The 17,571-nt window shown below is 64.6% G+C and carries 13 protein-coding genes; 7 read left to right on the top strand and 6 right to left on the bottom strand.

The window, feature by feature from the left end; translation table 11 throughout:
• Positions 1-73 precede the first annotated feature (73 nt).
• Both AC1DT7_RS06010 and AC1DT7_RS06015 read right to left on the bottom strand, forming a co-directional pair.
• Positions 74-1,222, bottom strand: coding sequence for a fumarylacetoacetate hydrolase family protein (locus AC1DT7_RS06010; RefSeq protein ID WP_478034904.1), 1,149 nt, complete (start codon positions 1,220-1,222; stop codon positions 74-76).
• Between the two features lie 313 nt (positions 1,223-1,535).
• Positions 1,536-2,306 carry a GntR family transcriptional regulator gene (locus tag AC1DT7_RS06015; protein WP_478034905.1) on the bottom strand — a complete coding sequence of 257 codons (771 nt, stop codon included), beginning with the start codon at positions 2,304-2,306 and terminating at the stop codon, positions 1,536-1,538.
• 324 nt (positions 2,307-2,630) lie between these two features.
• Between AC1DT7_RS06015 and AC1DT7_RS06020 the strand changes: the two genes are divergently transcribed.
• The gene (locus AC1DT7_RS06020) at positions 2,631-3,521 is read left to right on the top strand and encodes a YncE family protein (RefSeq protein ID WP_478034906.1); all 891 of its coding nucleotides are present in this window, start codon (positions 2,631-2,633) and stop codon (positions 3,519-3,521) included.
• A 183-nt stretch (positions 3,522-3,704) separates the two neighbouring features.
• Here the strand turns inward: AC1DT7_RS06020 and AC1DT7_RS06025 are convergent, their stop codons facing one another.
• Positions 3,705-4,634 (bottom strand): RraA family protein, encoded by a 930-nt coding sequence (locus AC1DT7_RS06025; protein ID WP_478034907.1) that lies wholly within the window; start codon positions 4,632-4,634, stop codon positions 3,705-3,707.
• Between the two features lie 837 nt (positions 4,635-5,471).
• Here AC1DT7_RS06025 and AC1DT7_RS06030 point away from each other — a divergent pair.
• From AC1DT7_RS06030 to galE, 5 genes are all read left to right on the top strand, one after another.
• Positions 5,472-8,483 (top strand): TonB-dependent receptor domain-containing protein, encoded by a 3,012-nt coding sequence (locus AC1DT7_RS06030; protein WP_478034987.1) that lies wholly within the window; start codon positions 5,472-5,474, stop codon positions 8,481-8,483.
• Positions 8,484-8,556: 73 nt separating this feature from the next.
• Entirely contained in the window at positions 8,557-9,666 is a 1,110-nt protein-coding gene (locus tag AC1DT7_RS06035) for a hypothetical protein (protein ID WP_478034908.1), read from the top strand.
• 480 nt (positions 9,667-10,146) lie between these two features.
• Entirely contained in the window at positions 10,147-11,388 is a 1,242-nt protein-coding gene (locus tag AC1DT7_RS06040; protein WP_478034909.1) for an NHL repeat-containing protein, read from the top strand.
• 398 nt (positions 11,389-11,786) lie between these two features.
• Positions 11,787-12,164, top strand: a complete 378-nt coding sequence (locus AC1DT7_RS06045) for a hypothetical protein (protein WP_478034910.1) — start codon at positions 11,787-11,789, stop codon at positions 12,162-12,164.
• A 113-nt stretch (positions 12,165-12,277) separates the two neighbouring features.
• Positions 12,278-13,279 (top strand): UDP-glucose 4-epimerase GalE, encoded by a 1,002-nt coding sequence (gene galE, locus AC1DT7_RS06050; protein WP_478034911.1) that lies wholly within the window; start codon positions 12,278-12,280, stop codon positions 13,277-13,279.
• Here the strand turns inward: galE and AC1DT7_RS06055 are convergent.
• From AC1DT7_RS06055 to AC1DT7_RS06065, 3 genes are all read right to left on the bottom strand, one after another.
• On the bottom strand, positions 13,276-13,971 hold the full coding sequence (locus AC1DT7_RS06055) for a hypothetical protein (RefSeq protein WP_478034912.1): 696 nt from the start codon (positions 13,969-13,971) through the stop codon (positions 13,276-13,278). The two genes, galE and AC1DT7_RS06055, sit on opposite strands and share 4 nt — an antisense overlap.
• A 93-nt stretch (positions 13,972-14,064) precedes the next feature.
• Positions 14,065-14,958, bottom strand: a complete 894-nt coding sequence (locus tag AC1DT7_RS06060; RefSeq protein ID WP_478034913.1) for an SDR family NAD(P)-dependent oxidoreductase — start codon at positions 14,956-14,958, stop codon at positions 14,065-14,067.
• A 110-nt stretch (positions 14,959-15,068) separates the two neighbouring features.
• The gene (locus AC1DT7_RS06065; protein ID WP_478034989.1) at positions 15,069-15,572 is read right to left on the bottom strand and encodes a helix-turn-helix domain-containing protein; all 504 of its coding nucleotides are present in this window, start codon (positions 15,570-15,572) and stop codon (positions 15,069-15,071) included.
• A gap of 98 nt (positions 15,573-15,670) precedes the next feature.
• On the opposite strand from AC1DT7_RS06065, the gene AC1DT7_RS06070 reads away from it, so the two are divergent.
• Positions 15,671-17,170: a S41 family peptidase gene (locus tag AC1DT7_RS06070; protein ID WP_478034914.1), complete on the top strand. Its 1,500-nt coding sequence runs from the start codon at positions 15,671-15,673 to the stop codon at positions 17,168-17,170.
• Positions 17,171-17,571 lie beyond the last annotated feature (401 nt).

Below are 17,571 nucleotides of genomic sequence, written 5' to 3' on the forward strand. Positions count from 1 at the left end.
CACTCTCCTGTTGGACCGTCCCGTCCTGGCGGGCGCGTCTTGCAAAACGGTCGGGGCTTCGATCGACTGCCGGTCAGGCCGTGACGGCACCCCGGCGGGCAAGGTCGCGCATCAGGGCCGCGATGCCATAGGTCCATGGCGGCGCGTCTTCGCAGTGGCACACCTTGTTGGTCAGCGTGCCGAGCTTCGGCGTCGACACCTTCACGGTGTCGCCGACCTTGTGGGTGAAGCCCCGGCCGGGCTCGCCGCGGTCGTCGCCGGGCGCGAACATCGTGCCGAGGAACAGCGCGAAGCCGTCGGGATATTGGTGGCTCTTGCCGATCGTCTGGCCGATCAGCGCCATCGGATCGCGGCTGATCAGCCGCATGTTGGACGTGCCTTCCAGCCGGTACTCGTCCTCGCCCTCGCCCTCGATCAGCAGCGAGACTTCGGCGTTGCGGATGTCGTCCATGGTGAATCTGTCGTCGAACAGGCGGATGAACGGGCCGAGCGCGCAGGATGCGTTATTGTCCTTGGCCTTGCCCAGCAGCAGCGCGCTGCGCCCCTCGATGTCGCGCAGATTGACGTCGTTACCCAGCGCCGCGCCGCGCGCGTTGCCCGCTGAATCGGCGATGATCACGACCTCGGGCTCGGGATTGTTCCAGTGCGAGTCGCTGCGGATGCCGACCCAGGCGCCCGATCCGACCGCGGACAGTACAGGCGCCTTGGTGAAGATCTCCGCGTCCGGGCCGATCGCGACCTCCAGATATTGCGACCAGGCGCCGCTCGCGATCAGCATCTCCTTGAGGTTCATCGCCTCGGGCGATCCAGGGCGGACCGACTGGATGTCGCCGCCGATCTTCGCCTGGATCTCGGCGCGGAACTGCGCGGCACCGGCGGAGTCGCCGCGGGCGCGCTCCTCGATCACCCGTTCGAGCGCCGAGACGGCGAAGGTCACGCCGGATGCCTTGACGCAGTGCAGGTCGATCGGGGCAAGCAGCCGCCCGGTGCCGCCGTCCCAGGCGGGGCGCAGGTCGAGCGCCTCGATAGGACCCATGTCGCGGCCTGCCGGCAGCGTGCCGCCGGGCGGTATCGCCTCAAGCAGGCCGGAGACCGTGGCAGCTTCGGCGGAAAGGTCGAAGACGTGGCCGTCGATTACGGAGATGGGGATCGGGCCCTGGTCGGTCGCCAGCCGCCCCACCAGAGTCGCGTCCTGGCTGTCGGCTGGAAGCAGGTCGCGCACTCGTCATTCTCCCCGTTTACGGGTCGCATGACTGCGCCCGATTTCCTGTATGCATATCAAGCGACTTGCATACAGACAACCGGGTATCGCGGGATTTTATGCGCGTGTCGGGTGAGGCGATGCCATGTTGCCTGGGCGCGGGCCCTCATGGGGTGAGGGTACAGGGATTCGAGGGAGCTTCGGTACTGCCGTTCCCCGGCGGAGGCCGGGGCCAGTTGGGAGACGGCAGTCGGCTGGCGTCGCGCGTTGTTACATCTACCTTCCCAACTGGGCCCCGGCCTCCGCCGGGGAACGGCAGTGGCCTCTTAGCGTGTCAGCTCGTCACGCCGGCATAGATCTCCGCGCGGCGATTGGCGCGTTCGCGGGCTTCGTTCTTCTTCATGCTCTCGACGCCCTTGGCGAAATGATTCTCCAGCAGCTGCTTGAGCAGTTTCTCGTCGCGCGCCTGGATCGCCGCGTTGATCTCCTGATGCTCGGCATAGGCCTCGGCCCAGCGGTCATGGTCGAGCGTGGTGACGTGCCGGGCGCGCTCGGCGCGGGGCAGCAGCAGCCGCCAGGCGAGCATCAGCGACGGGCTCTCGGCCGCCTGGACGATATGTTCGTGGATCAGGCGATTCGCCTCGAGATAGCTCAGCCGGTCGGACTTTTCGAAATAGGCGGCGAGATCGGCCTGGAGCTCGTCGAGGATCTCGATCTGCTCGGGCGTCATGCGGCGGCAGGCGAGCTGCCCGGCCAGGCCTTCGAGCACGCCGAGCACGGTGAACACGTCCGCTGCCTCCGACTTGTCCGGCACGCTGACCACGACGCTGCGGTTGGGCAGCAGGTCGATCAATCCTTCGGCGGCAAGCGTACGGAACGCCTCGCGGATCGGAGTCCGCGACATGCCCAACGCCTCGCTGAGCGCGACTTCGCGCAGGCGTTCGCCCGGCGGCAGCTCGCCCAGCAGAATCATCTTCCGAATTGTCTTTACCGCGTCAAGACGAAGCCTGCCCTTGCGTGGTCCAGCACTGACGCCGTTCCTTGCTGGAGCCTTGGCTCTGACGGCTTTGGTCTTGGTGCCAGGTTTTACAGTTCGGCTCATCATCTCAGCGCCCAATTGTGATTTTTTGGAAGGTTAACGTCGTGAGACAGCGTTTACCTAAAGACCGGAAGGGGACTTATCAAGCTGGTGCACCCGTCCCCGGACCCGACTCCCCTATCGCTTTTTGCCGACGATCCTTTCATCTTGCCCCCTAACATGTTGTAGCTTCTACAAATAATCTAACCTGATCAGCGCTCTAGCACAACTTGCATGCAAGTTATACGAAGCGCTATGCTTTACATGCAAAACCGACGAAAAAAGACACCGACTAAGGTCGGGGGTATGATCGAAAAACGGGACGTACGAACAGGGAAATGGGAGAGGATAATGGACAAGCGCGAATTCCTTCGGGCTGGCCTGGGTGTGGGGCTCGGCCTGGGACTGGGCCGGCTCGCTTCGGCGCAGGGCGTCGATCAGAAGGGCGGGGACCAGCAGAAGAAGGAGAGGGACGCGGCGCGCATCGCACGCGAGACGCGGCCGGCGCAGGCCGTGCCGCACCGCAGGGTTCGCACCACCGACCTGTTCCTCAGTCCCGAGGGCTATCCCAATGCGATCGATTCGCAACCGGAGGGGCTGTGGGTGGCCGAGCAGCTCACAGCCGAGGGCGTGGGCGTGTCGAACGACTGCTATCTGGTCGACTGGAACGGCAAGGTGCTGCGCAAGGTGAAGACCGAGTCGAAGAACACCAGCGGCATGGCGTTCGGCGGCGGGCACCTCTGGATGGGCGCCAACGCAGCGCCAAACGGCATCTTCGAGACCGATCTGGACGGGCGCACCGTCAGCCACCGCCAGATCCCGCTCGGCCCGGCCGACAATGGCGGCGGGTGCCACGGCGTCGCGTATGCCGGCGGCAAGCTCTACATCACCGCGCTGCGCATGCGTGGCATCCTCAGGGTCGATCCGAAGAGCTGGGCGCCCGAGTTGTTCATCCCCTGCCAGGCGCCGCGCCTGCACGGGCTGGCGGTGAATGGGGATGCGATCTGGATCGTCACCGGAGATTCGAACACCGACCCGAACTTCAAGCCGGGCCTCGCCAAATATGACCTTGCGACCGGCCGACTGCTCGAAACCGCCGAGTTCGTGCCGGGCAGCGCCGACCCGCACGGCCTGACCTTCAGGGATGGCGTGATGTATGGCTGCGATGCCGGCATCCATCCCGGCTGGCCGGACCGGGCGAGCACATCGAGCGGCAAGATCTTCCGGGTGGACTTCGTTTAGGGCCCAAGCCTTTACAGACGCCCCTCCTTCCGTTCGGGCTGAGCTTGTCGAAGCCCTGCTCTTCTCTTCAGGGGAAGAAAGAACGATCCTTCGACACGCTCAGGACGAACGGGGGAGGCGGGATCGAACGAAAAAGGGGCGACCGCGAGGCCGCCCCTTCGCCTTTCCGGCACCCCGTGACGCCTATTCGCGCCCCTTCATCATCTCCTGGAGTTCGGCCTTGGTCATCTTCATCTGGTCGGGATGCTCGTCGACCCATTTGAGGAAGGCGGCGTTGATGTCGGGCGTCCATTTCTGATCGATCTGGCCTGGGGTGAAGCGTTGCTCGCGCAGCATCTGATGGCCGAAGCCGTCGCGCATTGCGATATACTCCGCGCCCTTCACCACCTTCTCGGCCATGATCGCCGGGATGAACACCACGCCCTCGCGCTTCGCCAGGATCAGGTCGCCCGGCAGTACCGTCGCACGACCGATGCGGATCGGGCCGTTGATCCTGAACATCTCCATCTCGCGGATCGCCGAGGGGTCATAACCGCGGGTAAAGGCATTGAAGCCGTCGATCGCGGCAAGGCCCGCCACGTCGCGCACACCGGCATCGAACACCACGCCGGTCTTCGACTTGGCGTAGATCGAATTGCCGAGATTGTCGCCGATCAGGGTGCCGTCGATGATCTTGCCGTATCCGTCGCCGACATAGACGTCGCCGACCTGGAGCATGTCGATCGGCCAGCTGTTATGCCCGCCGCTGCGCTTCTCCTTGGCCCCCAAGGCGCTGATCGCCTTGTTCATGTCGGGGCGCATCGGAAGATACTGGACGGTCAGCGCCCGGCCGACGAACGGCCGGTCGTTATGGACCATCTGAAAACCGCCCTCGAACTGGTTGTTGTACCCCGCCTGGCGCAGGATGCCCCACGCTTCCTCCGTGTTCACGTCGAGCAGGCGCTTCAGGATCGCATCGGGCACCTTGGGCCGGCCATCGGGAAAGCGCTCCCCGGTCCAGTCGGCGGTGTAGAACAGGATATCTTCCCTGGTCGCCTGGATCTGCGCCTGGGCGGGCATGGCCATCGCAAGCGCCGAGGCGCTCAAGGCGGCGGCCAGTAATAGCTTTCTCACTGCATCTTCTCCCTTGTTCTTGTCGTGATTCCCATCCGCCATGGCCTGGGGCCGTGATCGTCGCCCGGGATGTCGACGGGCGCGCGGTGCGTTTCGATGACCCCCTTTGCTTCGGGCTCCGGGGATAGAGTCGCGCTGGCCCGGAGCCGCACGGCAGAATTTGCATACAATTATCGACAGTACAATACATATGCTCGCCCTACCGGTCGCCCAAACGTCGCGCCTGGTGTGGCTTGTAAGCGGCTGGATGCGCCGTTGCTTTTCTTGCGTGCAGAACATCACAGTGTATCCAGTATTGAGCCTCGTCATGGGGCGAGGGCCGCGTGCCCGGCGCCCGGCGACCAGCTCAAATGAACCTGGATAAGCCGCGCTTTAACCTTGGGAAAAACGATCAGATCGGTTGTAACGCCGCCACTCTCTAGCCGGGCATGCGCGCGGCCCGAACTTCCGGGACTGGCGCGCACCAAATAGATCACATTTTTTACGTCGCAATGCAGCATGAAATATCATCTTGTATTCAACGACAGGAATTGTATCCAAATACACCGTTACCCGGACTCGGGTGACGGGCGGGCGGCGGGAAGACCGGTGCCAGCGACGTCAACGGCAAAAGCCGCGGCGACATAAAAGGGGAGAATGCCTTGATCGGGATTCGCATCGCGACCCGTTGCCGGAGCCTCGTGCCCGCTTGCCGGGACTCGGAGAGCCGCGACGCTGCACCGATCATCCACGACACTTCCCATGTCGCACTCCTTGCCGCGCGCCGCTGTGCCGGAGCGTCCTGATCGCATCATCGACCCACAAGAATCAAAAAGGGGAGAAGATACAGTGACCAAGATGTTGCCCTCGCTCAGGATGAGCGGCTCGACGATCGCGCTTGCGGCCATGTTCGCCGTCGCTTCGGCGGCCCAGGCGCAGGACGCGCGGATGACGGCCAGCCCCAATGCCCAACCCGCGCCGGGCGGGCAGGTGACGGCCTCTGCCGGATCGGGCCAGGAACTGCCGGCCGAGCAGGATATGGCCAATCCGGGCGAGGACATCGTGGTCACCGGCTCGGCGATCCGCGGCGTGGCCCCGGTAGGGTCGAACCTCGTTTCGGTCGGGCAGGAGGCGCTCGAAAAGACGGCGGCCATCTCGACCTCGGAACTGGTCAACACCGTTCCCGCGATCACCACCGCCGGCTCGACGCCGCAGGCGCAGAGCTCCTATTCCTATTACGCGCCGCAGATCCACAGCCTCGCGGGCAGCGGCAGCAACACCACGCTGGCGTTGATCGACGGGCTGCGCATGCCCGGTGGCGGCCTGCAATATGCGCAGACCGATCCGAACATCATTCCGACGCCGGCGTTGCAGCGGGTCGAGGTATTGGCCGACGGCGCGTCCTCGATCTACGGCTCGGACGCCGTCGCCGGCGTGGTCAACTTCATCACGCGCAAGACGTTCGAGGGGCTTCAGGTCAATGGCCGGGTCGGCTTCGCCGACGATTATCGCAGCTATGACCTCAACGGCATCTGGGGCACGAAATGGGATACGGGCGGCGTGTACATCGCCGGCCAGTTCCTGAAGCAGCAGGAAATCACCAGCGACAAACGCTCGTTCCTGAGCCGCGGCGACTATCGCGACATCGGCGGCAGCAACACCAACACCTATAATTGCTCACCCGCGACCGTCCGCGCCAGCTCGTCGGCGACCGTGATCTATCCGAGCGCCGACGCCACCTCGACCCTGCCGAACAACCAGGCGCTGAACGGCATGTGCAACACCTCGATCTATGGCAGCGCCGTGCCGGGCGTCCAGCGCGAGGGGGTGCTGGTGGTGGTCAACCAGGAACTGGGCAACCGCATCACCTTCACCGGCAAGTTCGTGTACAACCATCTGCAGCATTTCTCGACCGGTACGCCCGGCACGCTGACGGGGGCGCAGACCTATGGTGCCGGATCGGGCAAGGGCACCCAGATCAATCCCTTCTTCCGCGCGCCGCCGGGAACGGGCTTCACCCAGGAACTGGTCAACTGGCTCGCGCTGACGCCCGACGGGAATTACGGGACCAACAACTACCAGAACACTACCTTCTACACGACCGGGGTGATCGATTATAAGGTCACCGACAAATGGTCGATCACGGCCAGCGGCGCGCTTGCCCGGTCCAACAGCTATCAGCGCGGCAGGAACACTTTCTGCAGCACCTGCGCCACGCTTGCGCTCAACGGATCGCCGGCGCTGAACGGCTCGATCTCGACCGTCCTGCCCCAGCCGGGCCAGACCGGTACGACCAGCCAGGCGCTGACGGCGGCGAACGCCCTCGATGTGTGGAACGGCCTGGGCAACAACCGCACGGCGGCGTCGGTGTGGCAATATCTCTATACGAACAACACCAACAACGAACACCAGAACAACATGTACCAGCTCAAGCTGGAGGCGCAGGGCGAGCTGTTCGATCTGCCGGGTGGTGCAGTCCGCGCGGCCGTCGGCGGGGAATATATGCACGTCACCCAGGACGTGTACGGCCTGAACCCGAACAGCTCGGGCACCGGCTACACCAACTTCATCATGAACCTGGGCCCGCGCAACGTGAAGTCGGGCTATGTGGAAGTCTATGTGCCCGTGGTCGGCGAGGACATGGACATCCCGCTGGTCAAGAAGTTCGACCTGAGCATCTCGGGCCGTATCGACCATTATAGCGATTTCGGATCGACCACGAACCCGAAGGTCGCGGCCAACTGGCAGATCAACGACTGGATCAAGATTCGCGGCAACTGGGCGGAATCCTTCGTGGCGCCGCCGCTTAACCAGATCGGCGATGCGCGCCAGGGTTATCTGCGCGGGGCGACCGGTACCGGCGCCAGCGCCGTGCTCGACGTGCCGGTCGCTGCCTATCCAGAGGTGAAGCAGCTGCCGGGCTGCGAGACGGCGACGGTCACCTGCCGCGTCGGCGCGAATACCGGGCGCGAGGGGCTGGACCGGTCGCTCGGCGCCGGCTTTGCCGGGGTGGTGCCGCAGACCGGATCGAGCTGGTCGGTCGGTCTCGACCTGAATCCGGATTTCATCCCCGGCTTCACCATGAACGTCACCTATTGGGCGAATGTGTTCAAGGGCGGCGTCGCCTCGCCGGCACAGCCGCTCATCATCAATTCGGCCGCGCTGCGCGATCGCCTGACGATCTGCCCGACCGCCTGCACCGCCGACCAGATCCGCACCTTCACCAACGTCGCGAACGGCGCGACCACCGCCGCGACCCTGCCGTCGACGGTCTATTTCCTCATCAACCGCGACGTCGGCAATGTGCTCAACCTCAACGTCCAGGGCATCGACGCCCAGTTCCAGTACCGCATGCCGACGGCAAGCCTCGGCACCTTCACGGTCGGCGGGTCGATCACCTATTTCACCCGCTTCATGCAGGATTTCGGCGACCAGGCGTTCAGCATCCTCAACACCTCCGGCTACAACTCCCAGTTCCCGTCGATCCAGACCAAGGGCCGCGGGCAATTGAGCTGGGAGAAGGACGCCTTCTCGATCGACCTTTTCGGCAATTACACCGGCGCCTATCGCAACTGGATCCAGACCTCGGTCAGGCCGGTGACGCTCGGCTCCAACGGCAATCCGACCGGCGGCGGCGATCATGTGAAGCCGGACTTCAGCGTCGATCTGCACGCCGCCTATGAATTCAAGGGCAGCTTCCTGAACGGCAGCCAGGTCTATGTCGACGTGAAGAACCTCTTCGACCGCCAGCCGCCTTTCTACAATGGCAACACCACCGGGGCAGGCGGCGTCGGCGCCTGGGGCTTCAACGGCTTCACCTCGAACCTGCTCGGGCGGCTGGTCTCGGTCGGCTTCCGGGCGAATTTCTGACCGGGCCGTAAAGGGCCGCGTTGCTGGACACGGCCTTTCCGATCCACCTCCAGCGGAAAAAAGGGGATAGCTCATGGAGATCAACAAGCGCGAACTCCTGATGGCCGGGGCGGCCGTCGGTGTCGGCATCGCCGCGACCCAGGCCGCGGCGCAGACTCGCGCCGCCCGCCCGATCAACACCGGCAAGCAGCCATCGTCGGTCGATCCGAACTACAAGCCGCGCCGGCTGAACAAGTGCATCGAGCTGTGGGAGGACGGCCAGCCGATCTACTATACCGGCGCCGGCGTCGGCCCGAACGTCGATCCGTACGAACAGGGCAGGAAGATGTGCAAGACCTGGGCGGACGCGATCAGCTATGAAATGGAACATGGCTGTTTCGACCTGAAGGAACTGCGCGAGTTCATGCGCGGCCTGAAGGATGGCGGCGGCACCAAATCCGGCCACCGCTTCCCCACCGTGTTCGTCTCGCCGCCGGTCATCGGCCTGGATGAGCCCTATGCCCGCGCCAACACCTGGGTGATCGAGCAGCTGCTCTGCACCGGCGTGATGGGCATCCATATCTGCCATGCGCGCGACCCCAAGGCGATCGAGACCTATATGCATATGGGCGCGCGCTACCCGTTTCGCGATTATCCCAACACGCCGCGGGTGCCGATGCAGGGCCTGCGCGGCAACAGCGCCAGCTATGCGGCCGACATCTGGGGCGTGTCGGGCGGCACCTATCAGCACATCGCCGATCTCTGGCCGCTCAACCCGCGCGGCGAGCTGATCTTCGGCGTGAAGATCGAGGATACCTATGCCGACAAGACCGTCGCGCAGACCCTGGCGATCCCCGGCATGGCGATGGCCGAATGGGGGCCGGGCGACCATAATCTCTGGCTCAACGGCTATCATGGTGTGGAGGATGGCGGCCTGTCCGGCCACCCGGTGATCCGCGACGCCGCCGGCAAGGTCGTCTCCGATGTGTCGGCGCTGCCGAACATGGAGGCGGTCCGCGCCAGGGTGCTGGCCGAATGCAAGAAGAACAAGGTGATGTTCCTCAACGCGGCCGAGACCGAGCCGGGCCACAATAACGTGGTCCAGCAGATCAAGGATGGCTGCATGGTCGTGGCGGCGGGGCAGGGCGGCGAGGATGTCGCCATCATGGGCCGCGAATTCACCAAGCGGAAAATGCCCGTCTGAGACGGTGGGGTCTCGGATGCTCCCTATGGGGTCGCCCTGATGGGGCGGCCCCGTTTTTTGCTCATGTGCCGCGCGAAATCCACTGATGAATCGGTGACGAATCTATTGACAGATTTGCTGTTTGTGAAGATGCATGCATCTATCATTTTCTGTATGCATTATGGCGCGTGCTGCCGGTGGTAGTCTGAAGCATCCACCATATGCGACGCTAGTGCGCGAAGAATGTGGGGAATCTACCACCGGATACGAGGCTAAAAATGGCCCGGACAACACTCGACGGGGAGACTGGAAATGGCAAGAATCCATGGCGGCCTGCTATCTGCGCCTCCTCACCCCTTCTTTTGACGGCGACCTCCTGGTCCGCGGCGGCGTGGTTCAGGTCACGCCCGAGGCGACGCCCCCTCGCGCGGAAATCGCAGACCGACGCCGTCAGTCGCCAGCGCTTTGTTCAACGATAAGATCTACCCCCGGGAGAATGCAATGATCCGACCTACACTGCCCGTGATCGCCGGCGCGACGCTCGGCGCCATCCTGCTCGTCACGGGTGCGTTTGCGCAGACCGTGCCGCCGACCAGGGGCCCGGCCGACGGGACGACGCCTGGCTGGGTGCTGCAGGGTTCCTTCCCCGATCCCGGCGGCCGCACCTCGGTCGATGCGAATGGCGTGGTGACGATATTGCCGCGGCCGGAAGGAGCGCCCTTCGCCGCCGGCGCGCGCCCCAACACGATCCAGGGCTGCCGCCATTCGACCACCTGCCAGAGCCGCACCGGCATCCAGCGCGGCGAGCTTCAGCGCGTCCAGTGGGATCAGAAGCTCGGCTACGACTTCTCCTATCCGATCCAGCTTCCGGCCGGCATCGGCGGGGTTCCGGCGGTCGCGCTGGATTCGAAGAACAATCTCTGGGTGTTCCAGCGTAAGCCCGCCGGCAGTCCGCAGCTGATGCGCTATTCGCCCGCTGGCAAGCTGACCATGACGGTCGGTGACGCGGTGATCGGCCATGCCGACAAGGCGCATGGCATGGCCATCGATGCCGAGGACAATGTCTATGTCATCGATACCGCCAATGCGACAGTGAAGAAGGTCGGCCCGGACGGCAAGCTGCTCCAGACCATCGGCAGTTCCGGTCACCCCGGCGACTGGGACGAGACCAAGGGCCAGCGCCTGTTGTGGGAGCCGGTGATGATCGCGTTCGGCCCCAATGGCGACATGTACATCGCGCAAGGCCATGGCAATGAAAGTCCGAACGTGGTCGATTCGGACGATCCCACCAACAATATCGGCGCGGCGCGCGTCCTGCATCTCGACAAGGCCGGCAACTATATCGGCCAGTGGTTCGGTCATGTCGTCGGCCGCGGCAAGTTCCAGAACGCGCATGGCCTGGGCGTCGATCCCAAGACCGGCGATGTCTGGGTGGGCGACCGCGAGGATTATCGGATCGTGATCTTCAACAGCCAGGGCCAGTATCTGCGCCAGATCCCGACCGAGAATTTGGTCTGCGCGATCCAGTTCGACCGCAACGGCGAACCCTGGATGGCCAGCGGCCAGGACGGCCAGTTCCTCAAGCTCGACCGCAAGACGGGCAAGGTCGTCGGTGCGGCCGGCAACGGCATGGGCATCGGCAAGGGCCAGTTCATCGAAGCGAGCTATTGGGTGTTCGACAAGCAGAACAACATGTGGGCAGGCGATACCAGCGTCGGCCGCGTCACCCGCATCGCCAGGTAAGTCGCGACTCCGGCCCGTCCGCACGTCGCGGGCGGGTCGTCAGGGCCGGATCGGAACCTGTGGAACACCAACCTGCCATAGTGTTCCAAATGGCCCCCGAAGGTGTTCCACATTGCTCCAGGGGTGTTCCACCCGAGGTGTTCCACCGATCCCGGCTGGTGGGGGTGAAACCGCCCTGTATCGGCATTCAGCACGCCGATATTTAATAAAGGGCGGAAATCCGCCGATTATTACCTCCAATTTCCGTTGTTTTCATGGCGCATTCCGCCCGCGGCCCGGCTGCCGGGTATCGACGCGGCACGAGACACCGTGGAACACGGTGTTCCGACTTTGGCATCACATGGATTCCCGCATTGTTCCTTATAGTTGGCGTATCGCCGGGGAGCGGGGGAACAACTATGCTGATCCAGGAATTGCCAGTCGCTCATATGCGGGTCGGCCTGCGCGCTGAATTCGCGCTGATCGAAAAGGCCCGCCACATCCATACTCAACGCCGCATGCGGGACGAGGTGCTCGGCAACGAGTTGTTCGGCGATCCGGGCTGGGACCTGATGCTCGATCTCTACATTGCCCAGGCAAGCGGCAAGCGCGTCTCGGTGACGAGCGCCGCGATCGGCTCGGGCAAGCCGATGTCGACCGGCCTGCGCTGGGTAAAGCTGCTGATCGAGCGCTCCCTCGTCGTGCGCGAGGCAGATCCTTATGACGGCCGCCGTTCCTATCTCCGCCTGACGTCCACCGCCTATGACGCGATGGAGGATTTTCTAGCCCGCTGCTGAGCCCGAACAGGACCGACATAGCCGGGTCGCACGAAAGGGCCTGCATCCGATCTCCTCATGTTGCGGAGGCCGGGTGCAGGCCCTAACGCGTTGGCGGCTTCAGGGAGATGGCGATGCTGGACGGGTCGGTGCTGGTAACGGGGGGAGCGGGCTATATCGGCAGCCATGCGGTGCTGGCGTTGCTCGATGCAGGATACCGCGTTGTCGTGATCGACAATCTCGTCACCGGTTTCGACTGGGCGGTCGATCCGCGTGCCGTGCTGGTCAAGGCGAGCATCGAGGATGACGGCCCGGTCCGTGCCGCGATGCGCGAGCATGACGTGCAGGCGATCATGCATTTCGCCGGCTCGGTAGTGGTACCTGAATCGGTCACCGATCCGCTCAAATATTATCGCAACAACACCGCCGCCAGCCGCGCGCTGATCGAGAGCGCGGTGGTCTGCGGCGTGCGCCACTTCATCTTCTCCTCTACCGCCGCGACTTATGGCACGCCCGAAAAGGTGCCGGTGGCGGAGAATGATCCGCAGGTGCCGATCAACCCCTATGGCATGTCGAAGCTGATGACCGAGGCGATGCTGCGCGATGTCGCCGCGGCGCACCCGATCAACTTCGCGGCGCTGCGCTATTTCAACGTCGCCGGTGCCGATCCGAAGGGCCGCAGCGGCCAGTCGACCGCGGGCGCCACCCATCTCATCAAGGTCGCGGTCGAGGCCGCGACGGGCAAGCGCGCCGCCGTGTCGGTGTTCGGCACCGATTTCGACACGCCGGACGGCACCGGCGTGCGCGACTATATTCATGTCAGCGATCTCGCCGCCGCCCATGTCGCGGCGCTCGCCCTGCTGGTCGCGGAGCCCGCCCGCAGCCACTTCCTCAATGCAGGCTATGGCCGCGGCTTCTCGGTCCAGCAGGTGCTGGACGCGGTCGACCGGGTCACGAACATGAAGATCGAGCGTCGCCTGGAAGGCCGGCGAGCGGGCGACCCGGCGGAGCTGATCGCCGACAACCGCGCGATCCTCGCCACGCTCGACTGGAAACCGGCGCTCGACGATCTCGATACGATCGTGAAGGACGCGCTCGCCTGGGAACGGGCGCTGGAACAGCGCGGCCGGAACTAGGCGCGGTGGCCGGAGGGCGAGGGCTCGTCGTCCCCGGCACTCATGCCACCACCGATACCGCCCATTCCCATCCCGCCGCCACCACCGCCGCCGCCACTGCCGCCACCATCGCCCTTTCCACCACGCTCGCCCCTGCCGCCGCCGGAGCCTGACGGGCGGGCCGGGCCCTGGACCGGAATCTCCAGGCCGGGCGGGATCGGGTCGAGATCGAGCGCCTCGCGGATGAAGCTGCGGAGCGACACCACCAGGTCATGCGTGTGAACCGGACGCCCGGCGACCAGTTCGCGGGCGGCGCGTTCCGCCAGCCGGACATGCTCCTCGGTGCCGAGCAGGATGATGTCCGACAATGATGCCTCGACCGCGTCCCTGATCCGCCGGGTGCGATCCGACCCGGCGGCACGCTCGGGGCTCAGGTCGAGCCCTGCGACTGCCGGGGTTTCGGTCGGGTGCTGCAGATCGCGCAGGTGACGCGGATCGACGGTCAGGGTCCCGGTGAACGACCCGCCCAGCGTCTTGTAGGCGGCGATCAGCGTGCGCAGGCGCTCGTTGATCTGGCGGTTCATCCGTTCGCGGCGCTGCTGGATGGTGATCATCATCACCAGCCGGATGCCGACGCMGATCAGCGTGACGATGGCAAGGCCGAACAGCGTGGCCGCGAGGCTCTGCCACGAGCTGAAATCGAGATTGCGCACGCTTTTCTCCCGGTCGCATCCCGTCGGGCCGACGGGATGGTGGGTGCGGAACGCATGGACAGCCGTTTCGCACCCGCGCGGGTATGGCGCGCGTCACCCCCTGATGGCGACCGACTCCATGACGAACCCGGCATTGGCCAATTCGCGTTCGGCCTGCGTGAAACCATAGTCCGGGACGATCTCGCCGGCCCGGTCCGAGATGTCGTCCCAATGCGCAATGACCTGCTCGCCGGCATCGGCGCCGGCACCGACATAATGGCCGTCCGACAGGGTCACGCTCGCTCGTGCGAAATGGCCGGCACCGGCACAGAGGATCGCGCGGGTCGGGGCGTCTTCTCCAGTCAGCGCCAGCAGGCCGGGGCTCACCAGCGCGGGGTCGAGCAGGTCGAGACTCGCCTCGGCCAGCACGCCGTGCGTCATCTGGGTCGCGGCGGTGGGGGCGAGGCAGTTCGCCCGGATGCCGTATTTCTCGCCCTCGATCGCCAGGGTCTGCATCAGCCCGACCAGCGCCATCTTGGCCGCACCGTAATTGGCCTGGCCGAAATTGCCGTACAGCCCGGACGAGGAGGTGGTCATCACGATCCGGCCGTACCGCTGCTCGCGCATGATCTCCCACACCGCCTTGCTGCAGATCGCGGCGCCCATCAGGTGCACGTCCACCACCAGCCGGAAATCGTCGATGCTCATCTTGGCGAAGCTCTTGTCGCGCAGGATGCCGGCATTGTTGACGAGAATGTCGATCCGGCCCCAGCGCGCCATCACGGTGGCGACCATCGCAGCGACGGCGGCCTCGTCGGTCACCGATCCGGCAACGGCGATCGCCTCGCCCCCGGCCTCGACGATCTCGGCGGCGACCCGCCCGGCCGCGTCCAGGCCAAGATCATTGACCACCAGCTTCGCGCCCTGGCGCGCGAGGAACAGCGCATGCTCGCGCCCCAATCCGCCGCCCGAGCCCGTTACGATCGCGACGCGTCCCATCACTGACATTCGACATCCCCTCTGGTTGATCTTGCCGGGCGGAATATCGTGAATATTATTCACTCACAAGATAGCGAATATTATTCTGGCTAGCTCCCATGGCAATGATCAGGGCCCCGCTACCATGCGGTGCAACGGAAGAAACGAACCGCCTCCGTTCCAAAATTGGCGAATGCGTGCGTCTGGGCACTGTCGAAAACATGGCTCGCCGCGCTTATCTCGATCGTCTCCGTTTCAAGTTCGAGGGCCAGCCGGCCTTCGACGACGAAGATCATCACGTGCCATCCGACCGGGTCGGCCGCCGCCTGATAGCGTTCGCCCGGCTCCAGTCGCCATTCCCATAGCTCGACTTCGCGCCGCGTATCGATGCTCCACCGCAACACCCCTTCGCCACCCTTGTCGCCACTCCAGCCGAGCCGGTCGATCCGGGCACTACGGGGTGCCGACGGGTCAGCGACGAGTTCGGCGAGCGTGGCATTCAGGGCGACTCCGATCCGGTCGAGCGTTGCCGTGCTGACGCTGGTCGCCCCATTTTCGATTCCCCCGACCATGCGCAGGCTGACGCCGGAGGCATCGGCCAAAGCCTTCTGGCTCAGGCCCGCAGCCATACGGCGCGCGCGCACATTTGCCGCGACATGCGTGAGGAAAGAAGGCGTGACTTGACTAGGCAAAATATTGCCTCCAACGATTCAGGCAGTATTTTGCTTATCGGGCTTTCACAATGATGACAATTCGCGGGTGGGGACGCTGGCTCCTCGCTGCCGTTTCCATGCTGGCCGCGGTGCCCGTTGTTGCCGATACACCCAGGCCGGTCGCCATCGCGCTGACCCCGGCTGGCGCGCGAGAGGATCTGGAACTCGCCATCGCTGCGGTCGAGGCGGCCATGCCGAACATCTACTGGCATCAAAGTCGCCACGCATGGGCGGCGGCAAAGGCCAACGCGCGCGTTGGCGCCGCAGGCGTCATCGACAGCGAGGCTCTGTGGCGTGTCCTGCGTCCGCTCCTCGGCCGGATCGGAGAAGGCCATCTCGGGGTCCAGCTCAGCGATGCCATGAGCCAGCATTACCGGAACGCGCCGCGCTTCCCGCTGGACCTGCTTTGGACTGAAAAGGGCGCCTTCGTCCTCGCTGGCTATGGCGCGGCGGCGGATATTGCAAAGGGCACGCGGCTGGTTTCGGTCGATGGCGTCAGCGACGCGGATCTGTTGGAAGAGATGGCGGCCGTGACCCCGCATGACGGCGTTATCCGCACCGGCACGATGCGCGATGTCTCGGGACGTGGCTTCGCCACGATCCTGTATCGTTTGCGAGGAGTGCAATCGCGCTTCCATGTCGTACTCGACGGCCCCGCCGGGCGGGTCGAGCGCGACCTCATGGCGGTGCCGCGCCTCGCACGGCCGCCGGAAAGCGATGATCCGCCGCCATTGCCGACGCTCGAATGGCTCGACGATCGCACCGCCTATTTGAACGTCCCGAGCTTCAGCAACGCCCGGATGCGTGGGGTGGGGGCGACCTTTCCCGACGCGATCCACGCCGTCTTCGCGGAAATCGAGCGGCACGGTGCCAGGGACCTGATCCTCGACCTGCGCGAGAACGGAGGCGGCTCGGAGCCCAATGAGAGCATCCTGTTCTCCTATCTCGTCGAAAAGCCGCTGCGTAAATATGCCGCAGTCGAGGCGCGAGCCCGGCACATCGCCGTGACCAGCCTTAGCGGACAGCGCTTCGAGACCGACGTATTCGATGACGACGACAAGGACCAGCAACGCCCTATAAGGGGCGGCCGCTGGACGCGGCGCAACACGCCGCCGCATGGCCTGATGTCACGATGGACGTCGTTCGCCCCGATCTTCCGCGGTCGCCTCGTCGTTCTCGCGGGTGGCAATACCTTTTCGGGCGGGGCCGAGCTCGCATCCATGCTCCGTCATACAGATCGGGCGGTGTTCGTCGGGGAGGAGGTCGGCGGCGCCGACGAAGGGAACACCAGTGGCTATCGCTGGAACCTCGAACTCCCCAACAGCAGGATGAAGCTTGCCATACCGCTACTGCAGTTCCGCATGGCATGGGCTGGCCAGCCGCATGGCCGCGGCGTCCGGCCCGATTGCCCGGCACCGCCCGAAGTGATGCACGCCAACGAGCGGCGGGATCACGCGTGGCAGGTGGCGGTCGCGCTGCTTCGGCAGGACTGGCGTCTGCCGCGTCACGCCGTTTGCCCTGCAGGCTGACCGGACACAGGCAGTTGATCGGAGCCTCCGGCGGTCGCGCGCTCTCTTCTGCCTAGTGGTTCTCGCCTGACCCTTGGTACCCGGTTACGTGCTGCGCCAAATGACCAAAGGTGGGACATTGCTGCCATTCCTCCGCGGTTCGTCGAACGGCAGGTCTGGACAGAAGCGGACATGTGGCTTCGCCCGCACGGGACTGCGAAACAACAGAAATTGGACCGGATTCTGCCAGTCTGCTTACAGATGAACTGCTTCAAAAGCGGATGTTGGAAGGTCGCGTAGAATCTTCATCAACATATGCAAAACACGCGAATTGGTGGAACCGAGGGGGATCGCATCGGGTATTCACAACCATCTAAAACAAGGGAAACTTTCTGCGCAATGTCACGGCTGGCACTTTCCTT

The organism is Sphingomonas sp. P3_C6, from assembly GCF_056402595.1.